This is a genomic window from Pedobacter nanyangensis, from assembly GCF_003313505.1.
Lineage (GTDB): Bacteria > Bacteroidota > Bacteroidia > Sphingobacteriales > Sphingobacteriaceae > Pedobacter > Pedobacter nanyangensis.
Genome location: NZ_QMHO01000011.1, coordinates 1 through 24,567 on the forward strand (window position 1 = coordinate 1; position 24,567 = coordinate 24,567).

The window sequence follows — 24,567 nt, forward strand, 5'->3', positions numbered from 1 at the left end:
GATGTGGCCAGTTTGCAAAAAAAGCAGTGGCCAGTTTTGGAATAATCTACAGCAGATTTACTAAATTCAGAAAAAGTTACTGTGATCAAAAACGTTTTGCGAAAGGGTTCAAAAGCACAAATAAAATATGCAAGAGAGAGAAGCGAAGTTCTAGACGCACAAATTGAAGCTACAAATAAGATATTAGGGAATGTAAGGGATTTGACAGGAAAAGACATTCAAAGTATAGCACAGGTCGAGGATTTTATCAGAGATTTTCCTGAGTTCGATAACTCTGTTACAGAGGTTGTTGTTGCATCTGGATATCTTGAGCTCTACAAAATGGATATCGAAAAAAACATAGAACATTACCGATTTCAGGATTTTAAAAAAAAGATTCCAAAACGCTACTGGTTACAAGTGGCTTTAAAAAAATTGCCTTCGGCCGAGGAGATGTTATATGCCGCAAAAGCAGACTTTCAGCGGCTTAATAGATTAAATGAAAACAGTCCCAGAAAATATTACCAGGTGCATATGGAGCTTGATAAAAACCTTATGGAAATGTTTTCAAAAATGGAGCGAACAATGAGTCGTGCAATATTAGAAGCATCAAAATAAGCATTTAGCAAAAAGATTATATTTTATGAGTATGGTAATGGAGGCGGCAATGGCCGCTTGGGAGCGTGGGCTATCAAGTGTTCCCGATAAAAGTGTTTGCTCCTCGCATATAGATGACTATGCAGTTCGTTTGTTTATCAAAAGAAACGGCGAGATGGGAACTTGTGATTATTGCAAAAAGTCGCGATTAGTAATCGATCTTGACATGCTAATGGAATTTCTCACAGATGCGTTGATGCATTTTTTTACAGACCCGGCGAATTTTATGTCTTATGTTTCAGCTGAGGGAGGATACCTGGGTGATTTCGATGGACCCTTGGAACAGTTGGAGGGTTTAGGATTAACAGTCGAGGACGAAGGGCTTTACGAAGACATGGTCAATAGTTTTGATCATACAAGTGCTTGGGCAGATGAAGGGAGTGCCGCCTCCGATTTTAAATATGAAGGTTGGCTCCAGTTCCGACACCTTGTTAAACATCAATCTAGATATCTGTTTAGTCCTAGAAAAGAAATGAGGCTTGGTGATAAAGCGATAAGTGCAGAGAGTTTTTTGAAAGAATTGGCTGGTGATATTAAACGTCAACGAATGATTACCGTAATTAAAGCGGGAACGCCAATTTATCGGTGCAGGCAGCACGCCTCTAAAAACGAAGTTAAATACCCCAGAGATATTTGCTCACCACCCATTGAGCATGCTACCTTTCCAAACCGCATGAGCTCTGCTGGAATTTCGATGTTTTATGGAGCTTTGGATGTCCGTACGGCCAAATTGGAGACCTTGAACAGATTAGATAGTTCGAAAGTTTATTATACGATAGCGACTTTTTTTCCTAAAATAGATTTGAAATTGATAGATCTAAGCAAAATTCCTTATGTAAGTCCATTTGACCAAGAGAATTGGGATTTGTATGATAAGGTTGAATTCCTTTTTAAATTCTTAGATGATTTTGCGAAGCCTGTTTGCCATGATGGGACAGAACATATAGAATACGTACCTACGCAAGTAATTACCGAGTACTTCAGATACAAATTTTACACAAGTGATAAAAAGCCCATAGATGGAATTATCTACCCATCTTCCAAAGATAGGGGAAGGAATGCCTGTGTGCTCTTTATGGATCACTACCAAAGTTTAGACCTGCTTCAATGTGACGAAAAATTCAAGGTAAAAAAGCTTACAGTAAAATAAATTCGCTTAAACTTCGGCAACCATTCCCTCCTCTTGCGCTGCCATTTGTGCGAATGAAAATAACAAATGAAAAATATTTATGGTTGAGCTGTCGGTTCTTTTATGAGAGCTTAAAAAACTAGCAGGCAACAATGGGAACGATGAGTTTACGAAATCGGTGCTAAGATAGTCATAATTGACTACCTTGCTTTTGAGGCCACTTAGTATGTCGCCGTCCTTATCGTTTATAACGAAGCCAATCATTCCAGCATATTCATGGCCTTTGCTATAATGTAATGTAAGGAATCGAAGGAGGCCTTCATCGAAGTATAATTTATCTGCCGACTTTAGTCTTTTGCATTCAACGATAAACTCACATCCCGTAAGTTTGAAAGAAATATCCGCTCGGGCCAATTTGTTTTCCGGAGTAAATTTCCAATTTTCCCAATCTAAATAGATGATGCTGGCCTGAAGCCATTTTTTAAGCTGGGATTCTGTATTATAAAGATCCTGCATAAATCTGTCTCTGATTTCATTTTCAGTGGAGATTGTATGTGCAATTCTTTGGTACGACTCAATCAACGATTTCAAAAAGAGATTCTCAACCAAATCTCTTTTTGATGTAAAGCCAAGGGCCTTAAGGTTGATTTGTATAAAGTCGTTTTGTGAGAGCATTGATTATTCTGATAGGTGTTTGATAAACTCTACGATCTCTTCCTTTGCATCACTTATGGCTTGTCGTATAGTCCAATCTTTGAAATGGTTGCTTTTGATAATATAAAATTTGTTGCCCTCGTAAAGCTTTATCTTGTTCTCTTCCAAAATTTTTAGCGCTTGGACTTTTTTGAGCTGACCACTTTTAACAAAGTTTAGTAGGTTCTTATCTGTTTGAGCAGAAAAATCCATTTTTTCACTTTCTTGTACGATCGATATACAGATTATTGCACCTAAGTACGGGGAAATATAACAGGTACCGTTCAAAGTGTTGTCCTGTGATAGGATCAGCGAAAATGTAGATTTAAATGCATCAAAATATTTACAGATATCTCTATTGGTTACCAGTTGCTTCGTTTTTTCTTCGCGTTCAACGTTTATCTGATAAAATTCTTTGACTATTTGGCGCTCATAGTCCAGTAGACCATAATGATCAAAGACCATTTCGTTGAGAGCATTTGCCTGAGCTTCATATGGTTCTCCATTTGAGATCAAGCGCTGAATTTCTAAAACCAAATCTCGTAAATTAGTTATGACAACTTGATCACTAATCTTCTTGATCGGTAGATTTTCGACGTCTATATTTCTTAATGTATCTCTTTTTCCATCACCTTTTCCCCATTGTACTGAAAGCTGATAAAAAATAAAACCAATTAACTGGGAGTTGAAAATGCCTAAGTACGGAAGATAATCTTCAACATAACGACTACCATCCTTGAGTTTGACAGTAAGAATATTATGTTTATGAACTGCTTCTGAGTTGATGTATGTAGCTCTAAATAGGAATTTATCTTTTTTTAGAGGTCTTACTGGCAATATCAATCTATCGTTGTTAAAAATTTCTTCGTCTCTTTTTCTATGGAGATTTTGATTCCAGTTGAATTTGTCCAAGGATCTAATATCAATGTTTTCAAACTGCTCAAAATCTTGAGGTTCAATGAATTTCTTCCATATAGGTTCCCCAAGAGCTACCATATCTCTTTTAGGCTGGAAGCCTGCGCGTGCTTCAATAGTAATGTCTTTAAGGTCTAGCAGCTTTTCGATAAGCTTCACAGCTTCGATATCGCTGTTTACTAAAACCTTCCAGTATAGATCATTGTCCTGTAATTCAGATTTATGAATCTCAAAGACATCTCTATCAGAAAATTGAATAACCTCAAAAGTCTCCGAAAAGGTAGACATTTTTGGAGCGATGTACGTAAGTTGTCCATCATGATCTTCAAAAGCGCTCATGACAATTACCGCACACGGTTCACTAGCACCTAGTTCAATTTTTTGGTTGTTGATCTCACCAATTACACGTTTCTTAAAAAGTATTTTATTGTAATGCGATAATTCGTAGAATGTATCGACATTGTAACTTGTAAGGAGATTTTTTCTGAAACTAAGTGCATTGTCATTTAGAAAAATAGAGTTTTTGACTACAGCGACAATCTTCGTTTGAATGTTCGACCATTTTGAGAAACGTAATAAGAATGCTTGCGATCTTTCAAAGTCAGATACTGTGCTATATTCAGAAAACCCTTTGCCTTTATTGGAAATGGCTTTTCTTTCATTTTCTATCTGCAAGCGCTCGAAATCGTTATTAGCCTCTGTTGCAACGGGCACTGATCCCCACGGCGGATTTGATACGATATAGCCAAAAGTGAAATCTGTAAAAATATCATCAGTTAACGCATTTCCATGAATTAATGTTTTGCCAATAAGACTCGGTAGAATTGGATGGGCAAATTTAATTTCATTCTTGATGAAATTTGGATCCTCAGTTTCTAATAAGGCCAAATAGAGACTAAAGGCGGTTATTTGTAATGCCTTCCTATCTACATCAATTCCAAAAAGTTGATTTTCAAGAATATTTTTTTTCTCCTCAAAATTTAGTTTTCGCCCGTAAGAGTTCTGTATCGCCGAAAAACATTCCACAAGAAATGCTCCAGATCCAACTGCTGGATCCAAACATTTCGCAGATATTACTTCGCCTGATTGTCCTTTTGGGAGAACTTGAGAAAGCATGAACTTTACAAGAAATGGCGGAGTGTAATAAATGCCATTTCTCTTTTTGCTATCGCCTTTCAAAAACGCTTCATAAACATGGCTAATCAGCTGGATTGGGATCTGATTGAATTCGTAAGGGAATAAGGACTTCTGCTTTGTTCGATAATCACTATCGAAAAATAATGACAACTGTCTTAAATAGTCGGGCTTGATATCCTCTACGGTAAAGTCGCTATCGTACTTGAAAACGTCGCCATTAATCTTCCGGATTTCATCAAAAGCCGCTAACAAATTTTCGGGTTTGTGGGTTTTTAAAATGTCTAAAAGATATTCCTTCTCAAATATCCCTCTGTCTTCTAGATATTTTATAAAAATACACCTTAGGATAAGTAAATGAATCGTTTCTTCATTTGGACCGGTTACAAGGTCATTTTTAAGAGCCAACAGATTTAACAGCAAATCCTTGTCTACCTCTTGCCTTTTTTTCTGATATTTACTTACAAAATCAAAGAAAAAAGCGGAGTCAATATACTGTTTTGAGATTTCTGTGGGTTTGATATTCTCGAAACCTTTTGTGTTTGTCCCATATTCAAATGTTTTTAAACATATGCTACCCTTTAAGGGATTGCTGGAATTCGGCTTCTCCTTTGCATTGATTATATATGTCTGAGATTTTGAGACTGCTACGAACACATTATCTTGATTCTTATTCCAAAGCAACCTATGCGCGAAAAATATGTCTTCCTTTTCTGGTGTTAGAATATATTTAACCGATATGCCGGTAGCTTCATCAACCTGATAATTAAATGTATTTTCATCAACCATCCCTACCGCCAGATCAGTTTCGGTAAAACTTAAGGTTGCGAGAAAATTGTAAAAACTATCGTTGAGCATTGTAGCCGGAATCTGCTTAAAATTAAAAGTATCAAAAATAGGTGCAAAACTAGCTATTAATTATCAACATTTCGACAAAGTTGGAAATCCGGACAGGTCTTATATTTAAAAACACTAATTTCATGTTTATATACAAAATGTGAATCATGGCAGAAATATCCTTTTTGTTAGGAGCTGGTTTTTCGGTGAATAAAGGTTATCCTACCGCAAATCAGTTGAATAGAAAAATAACCGAGCTTTCAGAAAATCAGTTTACTGTGGCCCAAGAAGGATCCGTTTGTTGGTTAAAGCCTGGCGAGAAAGATCCGTTTGTTTACACGTCATATCATACACAGAAACTTTTTACTATTGAATTAATTGCATTTTTTGTTTCGATAAGTGGTGGTTTTAATTATGAGGAATTTTTTGACTTTTATATAAACGTCAATAATCCAAATCATCGAGATGAACGCTTCGAGAACTTTTGCGATGAATTCCGCGCTAAATACAACTTAGAAGATGATAACCATAATTTAATACGAGCGCATAATAGCATCTTTAACCAGTTAGTTTCAGCATTACTTGTGGATGGCGAAGGAACAAAATTCTATCCAAAAATCCATCATGGAGGGCCGTATCCCGGTTACAATGGTTTTTTGGGATGCTTACAGTATTGGGGTAGAGATAATGTACTGAATTTACATACGCTAAACCACGACTTATTTTTGGAATCGCTAAATCATACTGATGCAATGCATGGTGATTTGTCAACTGGCTTCACAGAATTGGGCTCGCCTTATTACGGGCAGTTGGATGATTATGGTAAAGTCCGCCTATCGCATTTTACAGGAAATTACAACACAAATTATAGGTTATATAAGCTTCATGGCAGTTTGGATCAATATCCATTTCATGGAAAAGATGGACAAATTGAAGGTTATGTCAAAAACAAAAAAGGCATTGGTGTTACCGATTTCTATAAAGAGGTTATTGATGATAATGGTGAACTTAAGTATGTAAATGATTTTGTGAATTATTTTCCGGATTTTTTAACTGGGACTACTTCGAAAATTTTAAGGTACCAAGATCCTGTCTACTACGAAACCATATTTAAGTTATTTGAAGAAAACCTTCAAACATCAAAGAAATTGATATTGATAGGTTATGGCTGTGGCGACAGTGAAATTAATAACATTATATTAAACAACTTTCGAGGAGAGGTTTACGCTGTCGACCCTTTCCCTAATCCTAAGACATTCGAATTTTGTGAACGGACAGGAGCCGTTATAATCGAAAAAACACCAGAGAACATTGGTATTACGGATTTCCAGCAATAAAAAAAGCTCGACCCCTGAAAAGATAACAACAAAAAAAAGCATTCTAACAAGACAATTGTTAGAATGCGAAATAATGTTATTATCTAAGGGTTTTTCAATCGCGAAACACTAATACATTACTTTTGCTATGGAATTAACGTCCGTTTTAGGATGAGATTGATATTATCCATCCTTTGTTACTTTGGCCATTCCAGTTAGGAACAGAGGAGGCACGGAATAAATTCGTATTTTATTATCTGAAAGCTGATACCATCCATATTCATAGCACATATAAATATCAATGCCTTCATCCAGTCGATATATTCCTGTCATAAATTTGAACTCAAATCCTTCGTCGCTAAGCTGCCAGTTTTTAACCGGAGTTAGCGTTCCATTGTAAAGCCGTTTTAAAATTTGGTAATTGCGCATGATGATCCGATTAATCTGACCAAAATGTTCTGGCTCCTCCCATTTTGCAACCTTTTTCTTCTCGCGGCCAGCTGCATTCCTACATTGATCGCTACAATACATCTTGTCTTTCCGCCCGTCGAATAATCGTTTGCATCCAGAATAGGCGCAGATGCGTTCTGTTTCATCATTAACTACAGACTCCATAAAAATTAATCCTCCTGTATTCCAATAACTTAACCGATTTAAAAGCGCTTAAATCGGATTGGCTAATATACAACCGAGTAATTGAATTTCAATAAGGAGATTTGGGTAAGGTTTTAAATATAAATAAGTTATGAAAGATAACACCATTGCATCAGAAGCATTTTCTTCGGGAAGAAAGAGCTTCTTCTTTCTGGACTTCAAACTGGCCAGAAATAAGAGTAACTACATGCGTATCACCAATTTGGTAAAGTATGAAGACGGTAGTACAAAGAAAGCTAGAATGTACATCTGGCAAGAAGATTTCGAGCTTTGGATTTCAGCATTTGCCTCTCTTTTCCAAACGGCAGCTTACGCTGGGGAAAAAGAGGTTACCGTATTGGATTTGTTCAACCAGGGTAAGGATAACAGAGGAAGCGGTATCAAGTCTTGGGATCCTGAAAAGCGTCCACGGGAGAAATTTCTGGAAGATGGGCCAGGTGAATTGACCTTGGCCGAACTGCTTGCAATGTTGATCGGCTCTGGAACTACGGATAGCAACGCCGTTGAGCTCGGCGAAAAAATCTTGAGGTCTGTAGACAACGATCTTCAAAAACTGGCAACGATCAGCCATACAGAGCTGGCAAAGTTCAAGGGGATGGGACTTGCAAAATCTAGCGCTATACTTTCAGCACTTGAACTGGGAAAGAGGGCTTTTGGCATCAAACGGCTTTTCTCAAAAAAATCGGCATAGAACCAGCAGGGAAATATGAAATAAAACTGCGTTTTGAGCAATTCAGGAATGATTTTGGACGCAAATAGATTAGATTAGACCATGAGGTTTTAATTCACTTAACTAGTAAAAAACATTGATATGGAACACAAACAAATTGGCATTTGGATCAGGGTGTCAACAGATTATCAGGTTCGGGATGAGAGTCCCGAGCACCATGAACAGCGGGCTAGGTATTACGCAAAATCAAGGGACTGGGATGTAGTTGAGGTCTATCGCCTGGATGCGATTTCAGGAAAAACAGTAATGGAGCATCCAGAGACCCAGCGCATGTTGAACGATATCAGAACAGGCCGTATTACAGGGTTGGTATTTTCAAAACTTGCTAGGCTCGCACGTAATACAAAAGAACTATTGGAATTTGCGGAGATTTTCAGAAAGGAAGGTGCGGATCTTATTTCCTTGGCCGAACAGATTGATACAAGTACACCAGCGGGAAGATTGTTCTTCACAATTATTTCTGCTATGGCTCAATGGGAGAGAGAAGAGATTTCCAGTAGGGTTGCTGCCTCAATACCTATCCGCGCTCAGATGGGCAAACCTTTGGGTGGACAGGCTAGCTTTGGTTACAAATGGGAAAACAAGCAATTGATGATCGATGAAAAGGAGGCTCCTATTCGTAAGCTAGTCTATCAGATTTTTTTAGAGTGCCAAAGAATCCAAACGACTGCAGATAAGCTCAATCAACTAGGGCACCGAACGAGAAATGGAGCAAAATTCTCCGGCACAACCGTCCAACGGCTCCTTCGGGATACCAGTGCAAAAGGTATTCGAATTGCGAATTATACTAAAACAACCCCAGAAGGAGGATGGATTATAAAACCAAAAGAGGAATGGGTTGAGCTGGAATGTCCAAGAGTTATAGATGAGGAAACTTGGCAGAAGTGTAATATTATCCTAGACAAGCAAGCTGAGAAACTTAAAAAACCCGGTAGGACTTCCGAATTTTTGTTGGCTGGTTTGATAAGATGTGGCTGTGGTGCACCCATGTACAAACTCAGTACAGCTAGAAAGTTTACGTGCCAAAAGTGTAAAAAGTTCATTGATGAACAGTTAATAAACAATACCTATCAAGCTCATCTGAAGGAATATCTTGGTGGGATGAACACACAAATATTTATCGATGAGTTGAACCGACAAATAAAAGAAAAGGAAGCATTGCTATCCTCATCAGTTAAGAAAAGAAACCAACATTTGAAAAAAATGGACGATCTGGTTAATCTTAGGCTTAATAGTGGAATTGATCAGGAGCATTATATGAATTTGTATAAGCCATTGTCACAGGAGGTAGCTCAGCTCAAAGATTATATACCAAAGCTAGAGGGGGAAATTGATTATATAAAAGTACAATTGAATTCAAGTGACTATGTGCTTAGTCAAGCGAGGGCTTTATATGAGGAATGGTCTCAAATGGAAATTTCTCAAAAACGTGGGATTATTGAAACTGTGACGGATTACATTATAGTTGAGGATGATACGATAAAGATCTCTGTTTCTTTTTTTTTGGACAATAGGCAAACAAACAAACGTGGTTTCACGGGTTCATGGAGGCCACCAACATAAAACTGGCCGGATATTCTACCGAAAACTTTGCCCTCGAGATACTCACCCGCCGATCTTCAAGGGGTTGGCGCATCACTTCCAATACAGTTCTTTTAAATTCTGGCAATTCATCCAAAAAAAGCACCCCATTATGTGCCAATGAAATTTCACCGGGTTGCGGATTAATCCCACCGCCAACCAAAGCTACATCAGAAATAGTGTGATGGGGCGATCGGAACGGTCTTTCCGTCATCAGTGCATTATTGCCTAACAAACGGCCGGCAACCGAATAAATTTTGGTACTCTCCAAGGCCTCATTGAGGTTCAAGGGGGGCAATATGGTTGGTAAGCGTTTAGCCAGCATGGTTTTCCCTGCTCCGGGTGGGCCAATCAAAATCACATTGTGCCCACCCGCAGCCGCAATTTCCAAAGCCCTCTTAATATTTTCCTGCCCTTTAACGTCGGCAAAATCATGTTCATAATTATTGATCTGCTTGAAAAATTCCTTTCTAGTATCAACAAATACAGGTTTTGGTTTTTCCTTTCCGCTGAAGAAGTGAATCACATCCAACAGGTTTTCCATCCCGTACACTTCCAGATCGTTTACAATAGCAGCTTCATTGGCGTTGGCCGCGGGCAATATCAGCCCTGTAAAACCCTCTTTTCTGGCCTGTATGGCAATGGGCAAGGCTCCTTTAATACACTGTACTCCGCCATCCAATGACAGCTCACCCATCACCACGTATTTTTCCAATATTGCGGCATCAACCTGTCCCGAAGCGGCCAAAATTCCAATAGCTATGGGCAAATCATAGGCGGAACCTTCTTTTCTGATATCAGCAGGAGCTAAATTAACAAGTATCTTTTGGCGCGGCATATGATAACCGGCCACTCGGATGGCACTTTCTACTCTAAATAGGCTTTCTTTAACGGCATTATCGGGCAGGCCCACCATGTAGTATTTGTTTCCAGCACTTACATTTACTTCAATAGTGATGGTAATGGCATCTACACCGTAAACGGCGCTTCCATAGGTTTTTATAAGCATAGATAAATGTTTTTCAACGGTAAGTTATAAAACCTGGGCCAATTTCGCAAACCACTGTACATTAAGCCATTGGGCACAACAAACAAAAAAGCCCCGCATGTACGGGGCTTTAAAACATTTTTCTCTAAAAGGAACTATAGAGATAAAATCTCTGCCAAACGTAACCAACCTGGCGTAATTTGGGCAGCATCAATATGTTTAATGGCTTTAGCAAATGGCGTGAATACAATTTCCTTGTTGATTTGTCCCACCATTACCTTTGATTTTCCTTCCAGCAATCCTTCTACCGCGGCTACACCTAAACGGCTGGCCAATACCCTATCCATACAACTAGGCTTGCCTCCGCGTTGGATATGGCCAAGTACCGATACACGAATGTCGTGATGAGGAAACTTATCCTTGAGGATTTCGCCAACATTGTAAGCTCCGCCTGCTTCATCGCCTTCGGCTACTACAATAATTTTAGATGCTTTATCCTTACGTCCGTGCTCGATGCGATAAATCAAATCAGCGGTGGTGGTTTTGGCTTCCGGAATTAAAATCGCTTCAGCCCCTACACCAATGCCACTTCTTAAGGCTATCAGTCCAGAGTCGCGTCCCATTACCTCTACAATGAACAACCTGTCATGTGACTCAGCAGTATCTCTGATTTTATCTACGGCATTCACTACCGTATTGATGGCCGTATCGTAGCCAATGGTTAAGTCAGTTCCTTCTAAATCATTATCTATGGTTCCCGGCAAGCCAATAATCGGGAAATCAAATTCCTGCGAGAAGATATCGGCACCGGTAAAAGTACCATCGCCACCAATCACCACCAAAGCATCAATACCATTATCAACCAAGTTCTGATGGGCTTTTGCCCTTCCTTCTGCTGTTCTAAAATCATCGCAACGAGCAGTTTTTAAAATAGTGCCACCACGCTGTATAATATTGGCCACGGATTTACCGTCCATGGGCATAAAATCGGCATTGATCAAGCCATCGTAGCCTCTTAAAATGCCAGTAACCTTTAACTTATAATATAAACTACCTCTAACTACGGCTCTAATTGCGGCATTCATTCCGGGAGCATCGCCACCAGAAGTCAGCACGCCTATATTTTGTATCTTACTCATTTGGCTAAGTTAAACTTATCTACGCCACTTTGCAAGAAAGAAGCGTATTCCTTTGCATTGAAAATAGCGCCCTGTGCTGGCACCAATGGGTTTAATTGATGATCTACAAGCACATAATACGGTTGAGAATTAGCACCATATTTAGTGGCTTGGAAATCTTGGTTCCACCTGCCTAAATTATCTGTATCACCTTTCAGGTATTTTGAATAATGTACTTTATCAGCAGGCATTTTCACTTTTCTTTCATCCACATAAAGCTGGATCAGGACATATTGATCACGGATGATGTTTCCTACGGTTGGGTCTACCCAAATATCATCTTCCATTTTTCTACAGTTCACACAAGTCCATCCTGTAAAGTCGAGCATAATCGGTTTACCTACCTTTTTAGCATATTCTACACCTTCATCCAAATCAAAAAACACTTTGAAACCATGAGGCGCAGGAAGTACTTCTGCATATTTTACTTTACTTGGGAAGTCGGATGATACTGCTGGTCCTGCAGCATGATCGTTATTCGTAAGGATAAAATCTTGGGTATGCATTGGCGGCGCCAAGCCACTTAATACTTTCAAAGGCGCACCCCAAAGTCCGGGCACCATATAAACGGCAAAAGAAATCGATACAATAGCCAGCACCAATCTAGGCACGCTGATGTATTCTAATTTACTGTCGTGAGAAAATCTGAGTTTACCGAGCAGGTAGAAGCCCATCATGGCAAATATCACGATCCACAATACCAAGAATATCTCTCTATCAAACCACTCCCAGTGCCAAACTAAATCTGCTGATGATAAAAACTTAAGTGCCAAGGCTAATTCTAAAAAGCCCAAACAAACTTTTACGCTGTTTAACCAACCGCCTGATTTTGGCATACTGTTTAAAAACCCTGGAAAAATGGCCGATAAGGTAAATGGTAAGGCTAATGCTAAAGCAAAACCGAACATACCAACTGCTGGGGCTAAAATTTCACCTTTAGAACTCGCTTGCACCAACAAGGTTCCAATAATGGGCCCTGTACATGAAAATGATACCAATGCCAAAGAAGCGGCCATAAAGAAAATACCACCCAATCCTCGGCTATTGTCTGCCTTTTGATCAATTTTATTGACAAAGGAACTTGGAAGGGTAATTTCGAAAGCTCCAAAAAATGACATGGCAAAAACCACTAGCAAAAGGAAGAAAAGGATATTAAAAATACCGCTACTACTCAATTCGTTTAATTTCGACGAACCGAATAAAATGGTAATCAACAAACCTACTGCAACATAAATAACGATGATAGACAAACCATAAATAATGGCTTGGGCAATTCCTTTTTGTTTACTGCCGGCTCTCTTGGTAAAATAACTTACCGTTAACGGAACCATTGGAAAAATACATGGCATTAAAAAGGCCAGGAAACCTCCAAAAAGTCCTTCAATAAATGTTTGCCAAAGTGTTTTCTCTTTGTTTTGCGAAGTAACTGGAGCTGCTTCAACTGCTTTCTTGGTGGTATCTGCTGTGGTGGTTACCGCAGCTGAAGAATCAGGCTTGATGTTGTTAGCTATACTATCTTCTTTTGAGCCGATAGTGGTAAATTCAAGATCGCCAATATCTGCACTGGCTGAAGTGGTGTCTTCCTGGGCTTGCTGGGCATAGCCATCAATGGAATAGAAGGCGGTAAAAAGTGCTATTAAAAGCACTCCTAATAAGTTAGTTTTTTTCATTTGTGTGTTTGTGTTGTGGTGGTGAAGTTAGCGATAATTTTCTACTTATCACGTCAACGCATAGGGTATAAGGACTTAACGGGAAACAGGAATCTGAAAAGAAACCTCCTTCGCTGGAAGACAGCTTTTATCGTTGCAGGCCATAAACTCCAAAACGCCATTAACAGCGCCCTTAGCTTTAAGCAATTTTATTTTCTGCGTAAAAACCACTTCTTTTTCAAAAAAGTAGAGGTTCTTTTTGAAATTCTTATCGTACTTGGCTACAGATTTAGGCTCTTTAACTTTACCTATTAAAGTATAGGATGGAGATGGCGTAAAACGAAAACTTGTACTCATTGGCGGCTCATTAAATTGCATCGCATAAATGTGCCATCCGGGAGCCATACTGGCCTTAATATAAACTTCGGCCTCGTTGTTTTTGAGCTTTTTAGACAGATAAGACCATTTAACGGGCTCGAGCAACTGGGCATGAGCAAAAAAACCGCTTAACAAAAGGAAAAGGAGCAATCGTGTTCTCATTATAGCACTACATAAAAAAATAAGGAACACCGCTGGTATTCCTTATTCAATTCATTTATTTTACTGGAATGCTAAAACTAACTTCACTAGGCGGCAAACACTGTTTGTCATCGCAAACCATAAACTCTACCTTACCTTTAACCGTAGTGGTTGCTTTATTCAGTTTTATTTTTTGCTGAAAAACAACCTGGTCCTCAAAATAGCTCACATCCATTTTAAACACTTTTTCGTATTTGGTAATGGGCTTAGGTTCGGTAGTTTTACCCACTAAAGTGAAATCTTTAGAAGCAACAAAGGTAAATTCCGTTTTATTTGGCCCTCCAGGTTTGATATTTTGAGAATAAAGGTGCCAATTTGGGTCAATGGTTGCCTTGATATAAAGCACTGCCTCATTTTTGTTAATCTTTTTAGCAGCATACTGCCAATTCACGGGGTTCTCTAATTGAGCAAATGCGCTAATGGTTGCCATTACAACCATCGCTAAAATTAGGGTGATTTTTTTCATTTGTTTTTTATAAGTTATGTTTAACATTCAATATTAGCATATTTATTTAACATTCTAAATAAAAGCAACTTCTTTAAACCCAAACTCCTGGGTTTCTCCATCCAAAGGTTTGATTTTTAGCAAGCCTGTGTGGCTAATTCCTTCTATAACCCCTTCAAACAGCTCGCCATTTTTGCTGTAGGTAGCTATTTTATGAAGACGATAAAGCCTACTAACGTACAATTCCCTCAGGTTTGTACTTTTTCCGAACTTCATTTTTAGATAAAGTTGCTCAATTTGCGAACAAAGTTCACTTAAAAGCACAAATAGATTCACATCTTGTTGTAAAATTTGTGCTAACGACACTGGCCTTCCGGCCAATTCTGCTTCAAATTCCCCTTGGTTAACATTTAATCCTATGCCAATTATGCTTTGTTTGAGATGACTGCCAGTAATGACATTCTCAATTAACACCCCACCAATTTTCCGATTGCCAACATAAACGTCATTTGGCCACTTAATGCTCAAATCATCACTCAAATATTTAGACAAAACATTGTTTATGGCCACTGAAACCAACATATTTAGCTCAAACTGTTGCTCAGCAGAAATAAAAGTTGGCCTTAACAACAAACTAAACGTAAGGCTTTTGCCTGCCTCGGCCATCCAAACATTGCCCTGCATCCCTCTGCCCGCATATTGATGGTCTGCCATTATTACAGTTCCTTCGGGCAATGGCTCGGAATTTGAAGCTAATTTTTTCAGATAATTATTAGTAGAATCAACCGCTGATAATTTGATAAGATTTTGACCAACAAATAATGTTGAAAAAGTGTTATTTTGCAAGTGTTGATTTTATATTTTGTTGAAGACCAAAATTAATTTTTTTTAATGGTAAAAAAGAAAAATGCGAACCTTTCTACATACCTGTCTGAAATAGCCGTACAAGGCATTCAAGAAAAAAAAGGGAACGATATTGTGCGATTGGATTTAAGGGAGCTGAGCAGTTCAGTTTCCGACTATTTTGTCATCTGCAATGCAGATTCTTCTACCCAAGTCAAAGCAATTGCTGATAGTGTAGAAGATGAAATCTATAAACTAACCCAAACCCACCCTTGGAAAAAAGAAGGGCAAGACAATGCCGAGTGGATTATTTTAGACTACCTGGACATTGTTGTTCATATATTTAGAACCGAAAAACGTGATTTTTACGGAATAGAAGACTTATGGGGAGACGCCGAAGCAACTACGTATAAAAGCGCATAACCCTAAAATATTTTAACTAGCATGAAACAAGAAAATAATTCAAACGATAAGCCCAACAAACCTGTAAAGCGAATGCCTAACATCCCTAAACGCCCTCAAAAAACTCCAAAATTTAATATATTTTGGGTGTATGCGGCTATTATTATCGGCCTTTTGGCTATTCAGTTTTTGTTTAGCTCAGACAATGCGCAACAAATTTCTTATAAAACTTTTGAGCAAGAAATGCTCATCCCCGGAGATGTACAGAAGATCGTTACTTATAAATCTGACGACATTGTAAAGGCAGAAGTTTACATCAAGGACAGCAAAAAAGAAGACCCCAAATATAAAAAATACAAAAACAGAAGTGGTTTTGGCCGTGATACCGGACCTATGGTGACCTTCAATGCCCCTTCTCCCGAAATTTTAAGCAAGCAATTGGAGAAATCACAGGCAAATATCCCTGCCGAAAACCAAATCCCTGTAGAAACCATCTCTAAATCTAGCGCATGGACAGGTATTTTCGTGCAAGTGATTTTACCATTACTACTGTTCGCTGGTCTTTGGATTTTCATGATGCGCCGCATGAGCGGTGGCGGTGGCGGCGGTGGCGGCCAAATTTTCAACATCGGCAAATCAAAAGCTACCCTATTTGACAAAGAGAGCCAAGTAAATATCACTTTTAACGATGTTGCGGGTTTAGAAGAAGCCAAAACGGAGGTGATGGAAATTGTAGATTTCCTTAAAAACCCTAAAAAATACACCAATTTAGGAGGTAAAATCCCTAAGGGCGCCTTGTTGGTAGGTTCGCCAGGAACGGGTAAAACCTTATTGGCCAAAGCCGTAGCTGGCGAAGCACAGGTCCCATTCTTCTCTTTATCAGGTTCTGATTTTGTGGAAATGTTTGTGGGTGTTGGCGCTTCAAGGGTACGTGACTTATTTAAACAAGCCAAAGATAAAGCGCCTTGTATTATTTTCATTGATGAGATTGATGCGATTGGACGTGCCCGTGGTAAAGGCAGTGTAATGGGCGGTAATGATGAGCGTGAAAACACCCTTAACCAATTATTAGTAGAAATGGATGGCTTTGGTACTGATTCAGGAATCATTATCCTGGCTGCAACCAACCGCCCTGATGTATTGGACTCGGCTTTAATGCGTCCTGGTCGTTTTGACAGACAAATTTCTATTGACAAACCTGACCTGGTGGGCCGCGAGCAAATTTTCAAGGTACATTTAAAACCTATTAAAACTGCTCCTGACGTAGAGGCCAAAAAATTATCGGCTCAAACTCCAGGCTTTGCCGGTGCAGAAATTGCCAACGTATGTAACGAAGCGGCATTAATTGCTGCCCGCCGCAACAAAGAGATGGTAGACATGCAAGATTTCCAAGACGCGATTGACCGTGTGATTGGAGGTTTAGAGAAGAAAAACAAAATCATCTCTCCCGAAGAGAAAAAAATTGTGGCCTACCACGAAGCTGGCCACGCCATTGCTGGTTGGTTCCTAGAGCATGCCAATCCATTGGTAAAGGTTTCTATCGTTCCCCGTGGTGTTGCGGCCTTAGGCTATGCGCAATACCTGCCAAAAGAGCAGTTTTTATACACCACCGAGCAATTGATGGACGATATGTGCATGACCATGGGTGGTAGAGTTGCAGAAGATATCATCTTCAACAAAATTTCAACGGGTGCACTTAGCGATTTGGAGCATATTACCCGCATTGCCTACGGCATGGTTAAAATCTATGGGATGAACAAAAATGTAGGTAATGTATCTTTCTACGATCCGCATAATGAATACAATTTTGATAAACCGTATTCGGATAGAACAGCAGAAATGATCGATATTGAAGTGCGTAACCTAACCAATGAAGTTTACGAACGCACCAAGCAATTGCTCATCGCCAATCAAGAAGGTTTAGAGAAATTAGCCCAAAAACTACTGGAAAAAGAAATCCTTTTCCAAACAGATTTAGAAGAGCTTTTGGGCAAACGTCCATTTGATACCCGTACCACTTATGACGAATTTGTAAATGGAGCCAAGGGGATTGAACCTAAACCTGAAGAAATTGTAGTGAACCATACGGAACAAACCGATGAAAGCGCTACAACCATTAACCCCGCTGAAGAAAGCAAATAGATTTTAATTTTTAATCAAAAATAGGCAGGCTCTTATCACTAGCTTGCCTATTTTTGTTTTTAAAAGCCAGTACGCTGATGAAAGACAATATTACCCCCAAGGAACTGATGCTTAAAAAGATTAGGAAGGCTTTGCTCGAAAAACGAGATAATCCTTACCCTTATCTGGAAGAAACCCCGTTGTACCAACAAAATGAAGAGGAATTGGAAATTTTGTTTGCGGAGCAGTTGAGTGCCGTTGCGGGCAATTTTATTTTTTGTGAAAACGGCGTTGATTTTATAGAGAACATCCTTGGGCTTGCCGATCAATACAAATGGCGAAAAATTTATTGTTGGGAACCCGAACTACAAGCTTTATTGAGCACCTATGAATTTCCCTTTTACCAAACCGACAAGGATTTTCACCAGGCCGAAGTAGGCATTACCATGTGCGAAGCACTGATTGCCAGAAATGGCTCGGTAATGGTGAGCAATCAAAATGCTGCGGGCCGCAGGTTAAGCATTTTTCCTCATCACCATATTGTAATTGCCAGAACGGGTCAGCTGGTTTTAGATCTAAAAGATGCTTTCCAACTGCTGAAAACCAAATACGGGCATCAAATCCCCTCAATGATCAGTACCATTACAGGTCCCAGCCGAACGGCTGATATTGAAAAAACATTGGTGTTAGGTGCGCATGGCCCCAAAGAGCTTTTTGTGTTTCTAATTGACGATTTCAGCTAAACAATTTTGTTTAATGGTTCAATAGTATTAAATTTATACTAAATACCAAATTGGTTTAAAGTGTAAATTAATAACTATGAGCAAAATTCGATCGGTGATTACCGGTACGGGCAGTTATATTCCTGAAAATGCTATCTCTGGCAAACATTTCCTAGAACATACCTTTTTTGATGGGGGTGCAAAGATTGACAAAGAGAACGAAGAAATTATCCAAAAATTCAGTGACATCACCGAAATCAACGAACGACGTTATATCAATGATGATCAACTAAACCACGACATTGGCCTAATTGCTGCTCAACGAGCAATAGAAGATGCCAAAATCGATAAAGAAAGCTTAGATTACATCATATTCTGTCACAACTTTGGTGACATCAAGCACGGCAGCAATCGGGTAGATATGCTTCCAGCCTTGGCCGCAAAAGTAAAACTTCAATTGGGCATTAGCAATCCGGACTGCGTGGCCTTTGATTTGATTTTTGGCTGTCCGGGCTGGGTTCAGGGAATGATACAAGCTGATTACCTCATCCGTTCCGGAGATGCAAAACATGTATTGGTTATTGGCTCAGAAACGTTATCCAGAATTGTTGACCCGCACGACCGCGACAGCATGATATTTGCCGACGGTGCCGGCGCAACTATTTTGAGCGCAGCCACCAATGATGACTCCAAAGGTATTTTAGCCCACAAAGCGCAAACCCATGCCAGCCATGCCGATATGCTCATTATGGGTGGCAGTAACAACCCTACCGACCAAAGTGGCAATGCCTATATTAAAATGAAAGGCCGTAAACTGTATGAATTTGCTGTAATTACCGTTCCCCAGTTGGTGAAACAGGCCATAGATAAGGCTGGTGTTGATGTAAAGCAAATTAAAATGGTATTCATTCACCAGGCCAATGGCAAAATGGACCATGCTATCATGAAACGTTTATTTAAACTATATGGAGAAGACAACATCCCCGAAAAATTAGTTCCCATGACCATTTCTTGGTTGGGCAATAGTTCGGTAGCTACGGTACCCACTTTAATTGATCTGGTATTAAAAAATAAGATGGATGGCTATAAAATTAAGGAGGGCGATTATGCTGTATTTGCATCTGTAGGTGCAGGTATGCACATCAACGCCATCGTTTACAAATTTTAGGGCAGTAAAAATAAGGAGCAAGGAGTAAGGGCTTTACCCAACCCTTGCTCTTTTATCTTTACTTATTCCCCTATTCTCTTCAAGCCCTGTTTCGCTTCGTTTTCGATACTATTTTCGTATTCATGGCCTTTCATATCTATCGCTAAGCGGAAACAGGCCTTTGCCTTGGCGAGATTCTTTTTCCTTTCGTAGATATTCCCTGCAAGTACCGCAGATTTTGCGGCAAAGTAGTATTTCAAGCCTTTACCTAGGTTAATCGCATTTTGGTATTGAACGAGCGCAGCATCGTCTTTCCCTAAATCATCATTTACACGAGCTAGCCTATACGCAAATTCCGTTTTGTCCTTGTTGCTTTTAAAGTCATCTATTTTGCTGGAGCTTAATACTTCCATGGCCCTGCTCAAATACCCTCCATCATACAATAAACGGGCTTTTAGCAACACCAACTGCGGTCTGGGCGAGTTGGCTTCATTCAACGCCTGTTTGTCTTTCTCCGCATAAGTATTTCCTTTACCTTTTGCCTGGCCAATTAGGTTGTTAAAACCTGCAGTATCTTCTTTCAGCAAGGAAATCCAAGCCATGTGCAAATAGCTATCCTTAATATAATTATCTCCCTGGTTGTGCTGCAAAAACTGGTTGAAATTTGAAGCTGCTCCAACATCCAATTTATTTAAACGCACTACGCCCAACAGGTAATCCAAATAGGCAAAAGGCTGATAAAGGTTGCCTTTTGGTCTGCCCTCTAATATTTCGATGGCCTGCTCACTTTTACCATTTCGGGCGCATACGTAGGCCCGCATATAGCTTTTCAGCAGGCTGCTATCGGCAATACGGGCAGTATATTTCATGGTTTTGGCATAGGCCTGTGGGCTTTTAGCCACGTCGGACAGTAAATAGGCGTAGTAAAAAATTACCTCTTCATAAAAAGGCTCATAAGTAGATTTCGGTAAGTTCTCTGCCAAACGGTCCAATTGGGCCAGTCCTGTTTGTACATCGCCCTTAATGCCAAAAGTAGACAGGGCCGACTTCATGAAACCGTCGGGCAATGCGCCAATTACTACGTTAATCAAACCCAAGCCTTTATCATTTAAATGAAACGCTGGGAATTTTTTCTGATTGTCCTTCAGCAAGCCATTAGCCTTGTTAATTTCACGTGAGGCTGCAAAATAGGCGCCGTATCGGCTTCTGATTAATGCCCATTGCAAATTGATCTCGGCCTGTGCATACAAATAATAAGGCGAGCTTTTATCGTCTTTACTAATTTGGTTTAAACGACTGTTTTTATTTGATTCCAGTTTCTCAAATTCCGCTTTGCTTTCGGTTGTGAGCAGATAAAAATAATCTACATAGTTTTCCAATAATGGGATAATAGAATTATTGGGCCTTACTTTCTTCTCTGCAGCAATTAATTGCTTAGCAGTGGTAAGTTTCAGTTCAAAAATATTCTGGTACGCTTTTACACAATTTGGATTAAAATCAAAATTGGCCGAAGCCAAAAATGGGGAAAAGCAAGCGGTTACAACAAAAATCAGGTGGCGAGTAAATTTCAATGGCTTGTAATATATAGGTACAATTTAAATAAAAATAAAGCTATATAACGCATCAAACGGTTCCTTGTTTTAAAAATACCAGCGTTATTTTAATCCAAAGCATTAACCTACTATTTTTCAATTATTTGAAAATAGAGATATAGGTTGTTGGAGTTATAAAATAATATCTCGAATTTTATAATACACTACTAATGAACAATATGACAACCCTTAACAACACCAATCAAAAAGAAAATACAGTTACCCTAATTCATCGAATCAGGATTTCCAGCCAAATTATCTACTGTTTTACCATCTGCCTCGTATTAATCGCGATAGCATTGCTGCCCTTTCTACATGTAACGATGAGTGTTAAAAGTCAAGGTACGTTAAGGAGCAACTTGGAAAAAACCGAAATATTTGCACCCATAACAGGCCGGATCAAAAGCGTTTCGGCAGAAGATAATAAAAGAACCACAAAGGGAGCAATCCTCCTTACCTTTGATAAAATATCGCTGCAACAACAGGAAAATACCCTATTGAAACGTAAAAAAAATCTCATGCCCTGGTTAAGGGATGCGCAGCGAGCTTCCGAAATACGAGCGTTAGATTTGGACAAGCCCAACTTATCCTCAGCTTTATATCTCGCCAATTGGCGACAATTTAGGGAAGAACGAAAAAGCGCACTATTTAAATATTTTTCCCAAACTATAATTTTTCTATAGCAACCGCTTTTAACTTTAGCTTGTTGCAACAAAAAGGCGCAAACCGAAAAGCCTTAAACAGAGTAGGTATAATTTTAAATTTCTAAAAATGAAAACATTGAATTTAGAAAATCTTGGTGTTCAGGAGTTGGATGCCATGGAAATGAAAGAGGTTGATGGGGAAGTTGGGGGTGGCAAGGCGAGCTTCTTAAGTACGTTTTTGAAAAAAAATAGTGGATAAATGGAGTCATGTCCAAGGAACATCCAATGCTATAAGGAGAGCTTACATAGCACATGCAGAAGCAATGATAAAATAAGCCCCAAAATGATGCAGAAAGTTATGCACCATAACACCCTACATCACTCAACTATGAAGTTAATCACCTTGTTACATGAGAAAATAAAGAAGAAGAACTTTATTTCACAAGTTTTTATTTTCTTGATATTAAGCTATTTAGCCGTCTTTTTATTGGCACCTTTTTTACAAAGTGAGGACCCTACGTTCGGGCGAGATTTAAGCGTGCTAAAAGAAGACGGAAAAGAAAGAAATGTTTTCATTCTTTTTGCAGTTTTACTTTCGCCCATAATAGAAACATTTATTTTCCAATGGCTGGTGTATGAGCAGTTAACAGCGTTCTCCTTTTTTAGAAAAAGAATATATCTCATCGTTTTAATTTCAGGAGGTACATTTGGCTTAGTGCATGATTTTAGTGTTGAATACCAACTAGTCACCTTTGTTATAGGCTGCCATTTGTGCTTCATGTACCATTATTTTAAAACTTATAGCAAATGGCCTTTTCTCGCAGTTTTTATTGTTCACGCCATTAGAAATTTGATAAGTGTCGTCTTTTTAATATAAATTGTTAAACCATTAAACTACAATTATGAAAACCAATTACTTTAAAATATTATTATTGGTGCTATTAGTTATTTTCATCATTAGCCTAGTACTAAATTGGAGCGATGTTGTGACAGGCTTTAAGGATGGTTTTAACGCAGGAAAATAATTTAATTCACCCTCAGGCAGGTATGATTACCAATCGGATAGCTCTTTTTTAACCTCTGGTTGGTGTTATCACCAACCACAAGAAAAATCTTGGTGTTCAGGAGTTGGATACCATGGAAATGAAACAAACTGTTAGAGGTAGTTGGTTCTGGAGAACTTTGTTGAAATAGGGATGGCAGTTGTTGCCGTTGTTGGAGCAATACTCGTTGCTTAAAAGGATTAATTTTTTAAAAGCACAATATCAGTATTGTGCTTCTTAACATTATTTAACTAAAACTTATGAATTTTTCAAAAAAAACAGCATTGCTTATTTGTCTCAGTGTTACCCTAAATTGCTTCGCCCAAACCACCAGTAGCACTGAAAAAAACAGGTGGGGATTTTTGCTGAAAAGCAATGTCAACTTCTTTCAGACGAACAAATCGGCCGTAGATGCAAAATCAGATATAGGTTGGGGGCTAGGCAATTTCTATGCAATAAATTTCAGTAAATTAGTTGGTGTAGACATAGAGGCACATGTTAATGTAGAAAAACACACCTTAGCAGATAAGGCCAATAATTTTAGCCTAAAATTAAAAGATGTAAATATTGCCGCTCCCCTTAAGCTAAGGTTAAAATTATATGAAGAGCTATCCCTACTTAGTGGAATAGAGTATTTATATGTAGCAAGCAAGCAAAAGGAAGAACTCAAACTCCAAAAGAACAACATTTTAGCTTTGGCTGGCGCAGGCTATGCCATCAAGTTTAAGCATTTTACAGCTGTACCCGAACTATCTTATCGTTTAGGTTTAAACAATGCTTTAGAAAAAAGTCCCACACATGATTACGATTTGACAAGATCTGCTGTGACATTCGGAGTTAAAATAATGTAGACGGTAATAAGCAACCTGGAAATTGCAAAATCAAAACTATGCCATGTTGATCGCATTAAATAACCACCTTCAAGCCATCCGCCTCTTTCTTTACTGCTTAGTGGCGATTATGTTAAATAGCACAATTATTTAGTGCATTAGAGTACTTCTGCACTTCAAATATACAACCCAATCCTATCCTTGAAAAAGAATCCCTGGCATTCAGAATAATTATAGGGATTTTAATAGCTCCACTTTTAGAGGCCTATCTGTTCCAAAAATTACCTTTTTTAATTATGAGCAGGCTAAAAGTGAAAAGTATGTTAGTAAGAATTACCTTACCTTCATTGGCATTTGCAATAAGCCATAGTTTCTCTATATTTTACGTTGGCTTTGCCTTTGTTACGGGAATTATTTTAAACTACATGTACATTGCCTGTAAAGAAAACAACAAGGGCTATGCTTTTATCGCCGTGGCACTTATACATTCAATTTATAATACGATTGCTTTAGCCCTTCCACTCCTCTTTGAGCATAAGTCCTCATAGGCTCGGGATATAAAGCATTCAACCATGGAAAACAAAACCCCAAAAAAAGACATCAAAAAATTGAAGATTACCAACAGGATTAATAATATATGTGATCCTTTCTCTCATTATTCTAATCTATAATTAACGATAAGATCTCGCCTAAGGTTGGTGTGATCAACAATCAGCTAACTCTTTGCGTGGTATAGTGATAAGCATAATCACAAGAAAA

Annotated in this window: 24 protein-coding genes and 1 pseudogene; 15 read left to right on the forward strand and 10 right to left on the reverse strand. The window is 38.8% G+C overall.

Translation table 11 applies throughout. The features are described 5' to 3' along the window. Nucleotides 1–81 precede the first annotated feature (81 nt). Both DUT71_RS15705 and DUT71_RS15710 read left to right on the forward strand, forming a co-directional pair. The gene (locus tag DUT71_RS15705) at nt 82–597 is read left to right on the forward strand and encodes a hypothetical protein (protein ID WP_113663496.1); all 516 of its coding nucleotides are present in this window, start codon (nt 82–84) and stop codon (nt 595–597) included. Between the two features lie 25 nt (nt 598–622). Beyond that, nucleotides 623–1,786, forward strand: coding sequence for a HEPN-associated N-terminal domain-containing protein (locus DUT71_RS15710; protein ID WP_113663497.1), 1,164 nt, complete (start codon nt 623–625; stop codon nt 1,784–1,786). 6 nt (nt 1,787–1,792) lie between these two features. Here DUT71_RS15710 and DUT71_RS15715 read toward each other — a convergent pair whose 3' ends face one another. Both DUT71_RS15715 and DUT71_RS15720 read right to left on the reverse strand, forming a co-directional pair. Next, on the reverse strand, nt 1,793–2,440 hold the full coding sequence (locus tag DUT71_RS15715) for a hypothetical protein (protein ID WP_113663498.1): 648 nt from the start codon (nt 2,438–2,440) through the stop codon (nt 1,793–1,795). Between the two features lie 3 nt (nt 2,441–2,443). Next, the gene (locus DUT71_RS15720) at nt 2,444–5,365 is read right to left on the reverse strand and encodes an HsdM family class I SAM-dependent methyltransferase (RefSeq protein WP_113663499.1); all 2,922 of its coding nucleotides are present in this window, start codon (nt 5,363–5,365) and stop codon (nt 2,444–2,446) included. Between the two features lie 146 nt (nt 5,366–5,511). Here DUT71_RS15720 and DUT71_RS15725 point away from each other — a divergent pair, with 146 nt between their 5' ends. Further along, nucleotides 5,512–6,681: a hypothetical protein gene (locus DUT71_RS15725; protein ID WP_113663500.1), complete on the forward strand. Its 1,170-nt coding sequence runs from the start codon at nt 5,512–5,514 to the stop codon at nt 6,679–6,681. Nucleotides 6,682–6,843: 162 nt separating this feature from the next. Here the strand turns inward: DUT71_RS15725 and DUT71_RS15730 are convergent, their stop codons facing one another. Next, nucleotides 6,844–7,275: a hypothetical protein gene (locus DUT71_RS15730; protein ID WP_113663501.1), complete on the reverse strand. Its 432-nt coding sequence runs from the start codon at nt 7,273–7,275 to the stop codon at nt 6,844–6,846. 130 nt (nt 7,276–7,405) lie between these two features. Here DUT71_RS15730 and DUT71_RS15735 point away from each other — a divergent pair, with 130 nt between their 5' ends. Then, nucleotides 7,406–8,005: a UPF0758 domain-containing protein gene (locus DUT71_RS15735; RefSeq protein ID WP_113663502.1), complete on the forward strand. Its 600-nt coding sequence runs from the start codon at nt 7,406–7,408 to the stop codon at nt 8,003–8,005. A gap of 120 nt (nt 8,006–8,125) precedes the next feature. Beyond that, on the forward strand, nt 8,126–9,607 hold the full coding sequence (locus DUT71_RS15740) for a recombinase family protein (RefSeq protein WP_113663503.1): 1,482 nt from the start codon (nt 8,126–8,128) through the stop codon (nt 9,605–9,607). On the opposite strand, the pseudogene DUT71_RS15745 reads toward DUT71_RS15740, so the two are convergent. The 6 genes and pseudogenes from DUT71_RS15745 to DUT71_RS15770 form a co-directional block, all read right to left on the reverse strand. After that, nucleotides 9,582–10,634: pseudogene (locus DUT71_RS15745) on the reverse strand (YifB family Mg chelatase-like AAA ATPase); the annotation flags it as partial. The gene DUT71_RS15740 and the pseudogene DUT71_RS15745 sit on opposite strands and share 26 nt — an antisense overlap. A gap of 134 nt (nt 10,635–10,768) precedes the next feature. Beyond that, nucleotides 10,769–11,752: a 6-phosphofructokinase gene (gene pfkA, locus DUT71_RS15750; protein ID WP_113663504.1), complete on the reverse strand. Its 984-nt coding sequence runs from the start codon at nt 11,750–11,752 to the stop codon at nt 10,769–10,771. After that, nucleotides 11,749–13,461: a protein-disulfide reductase DsbD family protein gene (locus DUT71_RS15755; RefSeq protein WP_113663505.1), complete on the reverse strand. Its 1,713-nt coding sequence runs from the start codon at nt 13,459–13,461 to the stop codon at nt 11,749–11,751. Before DUT71_RS15755 ends, pfkA begins: the two co-directional genes overlap by 4 nt. Nucleotides 13,462–13,536: 75 nt before the next feature. Further along, complete coding sequence (locus tag DUT71_RS15760) at nt 13,537–13,980, reverse strand: protein-disulfide reductase DsbD domain-containing protein (protein ID WP_113663506.1); 444 nt, start codon at nt 13,978–13,980, stop codon at nt 13,537–13,539. A gap of 55 nt (nt 13,981–14,035) precedes the next feature. Beyond that, a complete protein-coding gene (locus DUT71_RS15765) occupies nt 14,036–14,485 on the reverse strand; it encodes a protein-disulfide reductase DsbD N-terminal domain-containing protein (protein WP_113663635.1) in 450 nt (149 codons plus the stop codon). A gap of 54 nt (nt 14,486–14,539) precedes the next feature. After that, the gene (locus tag DUT71_RS15770; RefSeq protein WP_113663507.1) at nt 14,540–15,310 is read right to left on the reverse strand and encodes a biotin--[acetyl-CoA-carboxylase] ligase; all 771 of its coding nucleotides are present in this window, start codon (nt 15,308–15,310) and stop codon (nt 14,540–14,542) included. Nucleotides 15,311–15,355: 45 nt separating this feature from the next. Between DUT71_RS15770 and rsfS the strand changes: the two genes are divergently transcribed. The 4 genes from rsfS to DUT71_RS15790 all read left to right on the forward strand — a co-directional run bounded on the left by rsfS (nt 15,356) and on the right by DUT71_RS15790 (nt 19,720). After that, a complete protein-coding gene (gene rsfS / locus DUT71_RS15775) occupies nt 15,356–15,730 on the forward strand; it encodes a ribosome silencing factor (RefSeq protein WP_113663508.1) in 375 nt (124 codons plus the stop codon). Between the two features lie 21 nt (nt 15,731–15,751). Then, complete coding sequence (gene ftsH, locus DUT71_RS15780; protein ID WP_113663509.1) at nt 15,752–17,851, forward strand: ATP-dependent zinc metalloprotease FtsH; 2,100 nt, start codon at nt 15,752–15,754, stop codon at nt 17,849–17,851. A gap of 77 nt (nt 17,852–17,928) precedes the next feature. After that, on the forward strand, nt 17,929–18,573 hold the full coding sequence (locus tag DUT71_RS15785; RefSeq protein WP_113663510.1) for a LutC/YkgG family protein: 645 nt from the start codon (nt 17,929–17,931) through the stop codon (nt 18,571–18,573). 76 nt (nt 18,574–18,649) lie between these two features. Beyond that, a complete protein-coding gene (locus tag DUT71_RS15790; protein ID WP_113663511.1) occupies nt 18,650–19,720 on the forward strand; it encodes a 3-oxoacyl-ACP synthase III family protein in 1,071 nt (356 codons plus the stop codon). A gap of 62 nt (nt 19,721–19,782) precedes the next feature. Here the strand turns inward: DUT71_RS15790 and DUT71_RS15795 are convergent, their stop codons facing one another. Further along, entirely contained in the window at nt 19,783–21,270 is a 1,488-nt protein-coding gene (locus tag DUT71_RS15795; RefSeq protein ID WP_113663512.1) for a YfgM family protein, read from the reverse strand. A gap of 191 nt (nt 21,271–21,461) precedes the next feature. Between DUT71_RS15795 and DUT71_RS15800 the strand changes: the two genes are divergently transcribed. The 6 genes from DUT71_RS15800 (at nt 21,462) to DUT71_RS15815 (ending at nt 24,356) form a co-directional block, all read left to right on the forward strand. Then, on the forward strand, nt 21,462–21,974 hold the full coding sequence (locus DUT71_RS15800) for an HlyD family secretion protein (RefSeq protein WP_162796078.1): 513 nt from the start codon (nt 21,462–21,464) through the stop codon (nt 21,972–21,974). An 88-nt stretch (nt 21,975–22,062) separates the two neighbouring features. Beyond that, entirely contained in the window at nt 22,063–22,194 is a 132-nt protein-coding gene (locus tag DUT71_RS20550; protein WP_262510640.1) for a hypothetical protein, read from the forward strand. An 84-nt stretch (nt 22,195–22,278) separates the two neighbouring features. Further along, entirely contained in the window at nt 22,279–22,812 is a 534-nt protein-coding gene (locus DUT71_RS15805) for a CPBP family intramembrane glutamic endopeptidase (RefSeq protein WP_162796079.1), read from the forward strand. 25 nt (nt 22,813–22,837) lie between these two features. Next, nucleotides 22,838–22,960, forward strand: coding sequence for a hypothetical protein (locus DUT71_RS20555; protein WP_262510641.1), 123 nt, complete (start codon nt 22,838–22,840; stop codon nt 22,958–22,960). 278 nt (nt 22,961–23,238) lie between these two features. Next, nucleotides 23,239–23,829 (forward strand): hypothetical protein, encoded by a 591-nt coding sequence (locus DUT71_RS15810; RefSeq protein ID WP_113663515.1) that lies wholly within the window; start codon nt 23,239–23,241, stop codon nt 23,827–23,829. A gap of 299 nt (nt 23,830–24,128) precedes the next feature. Continuing rightward, a complete protein-coding gene (locus DUT71_RS15815; RefSeq protein WP_394341149.1) occupies nt 24,129–24,356 on the forward strand; it encodes a hypothetical protein in 228 nt (75 codons plus the stop codon). Nucleotides 24,357–24,567 lie beyond the last annotated feature (211 nt).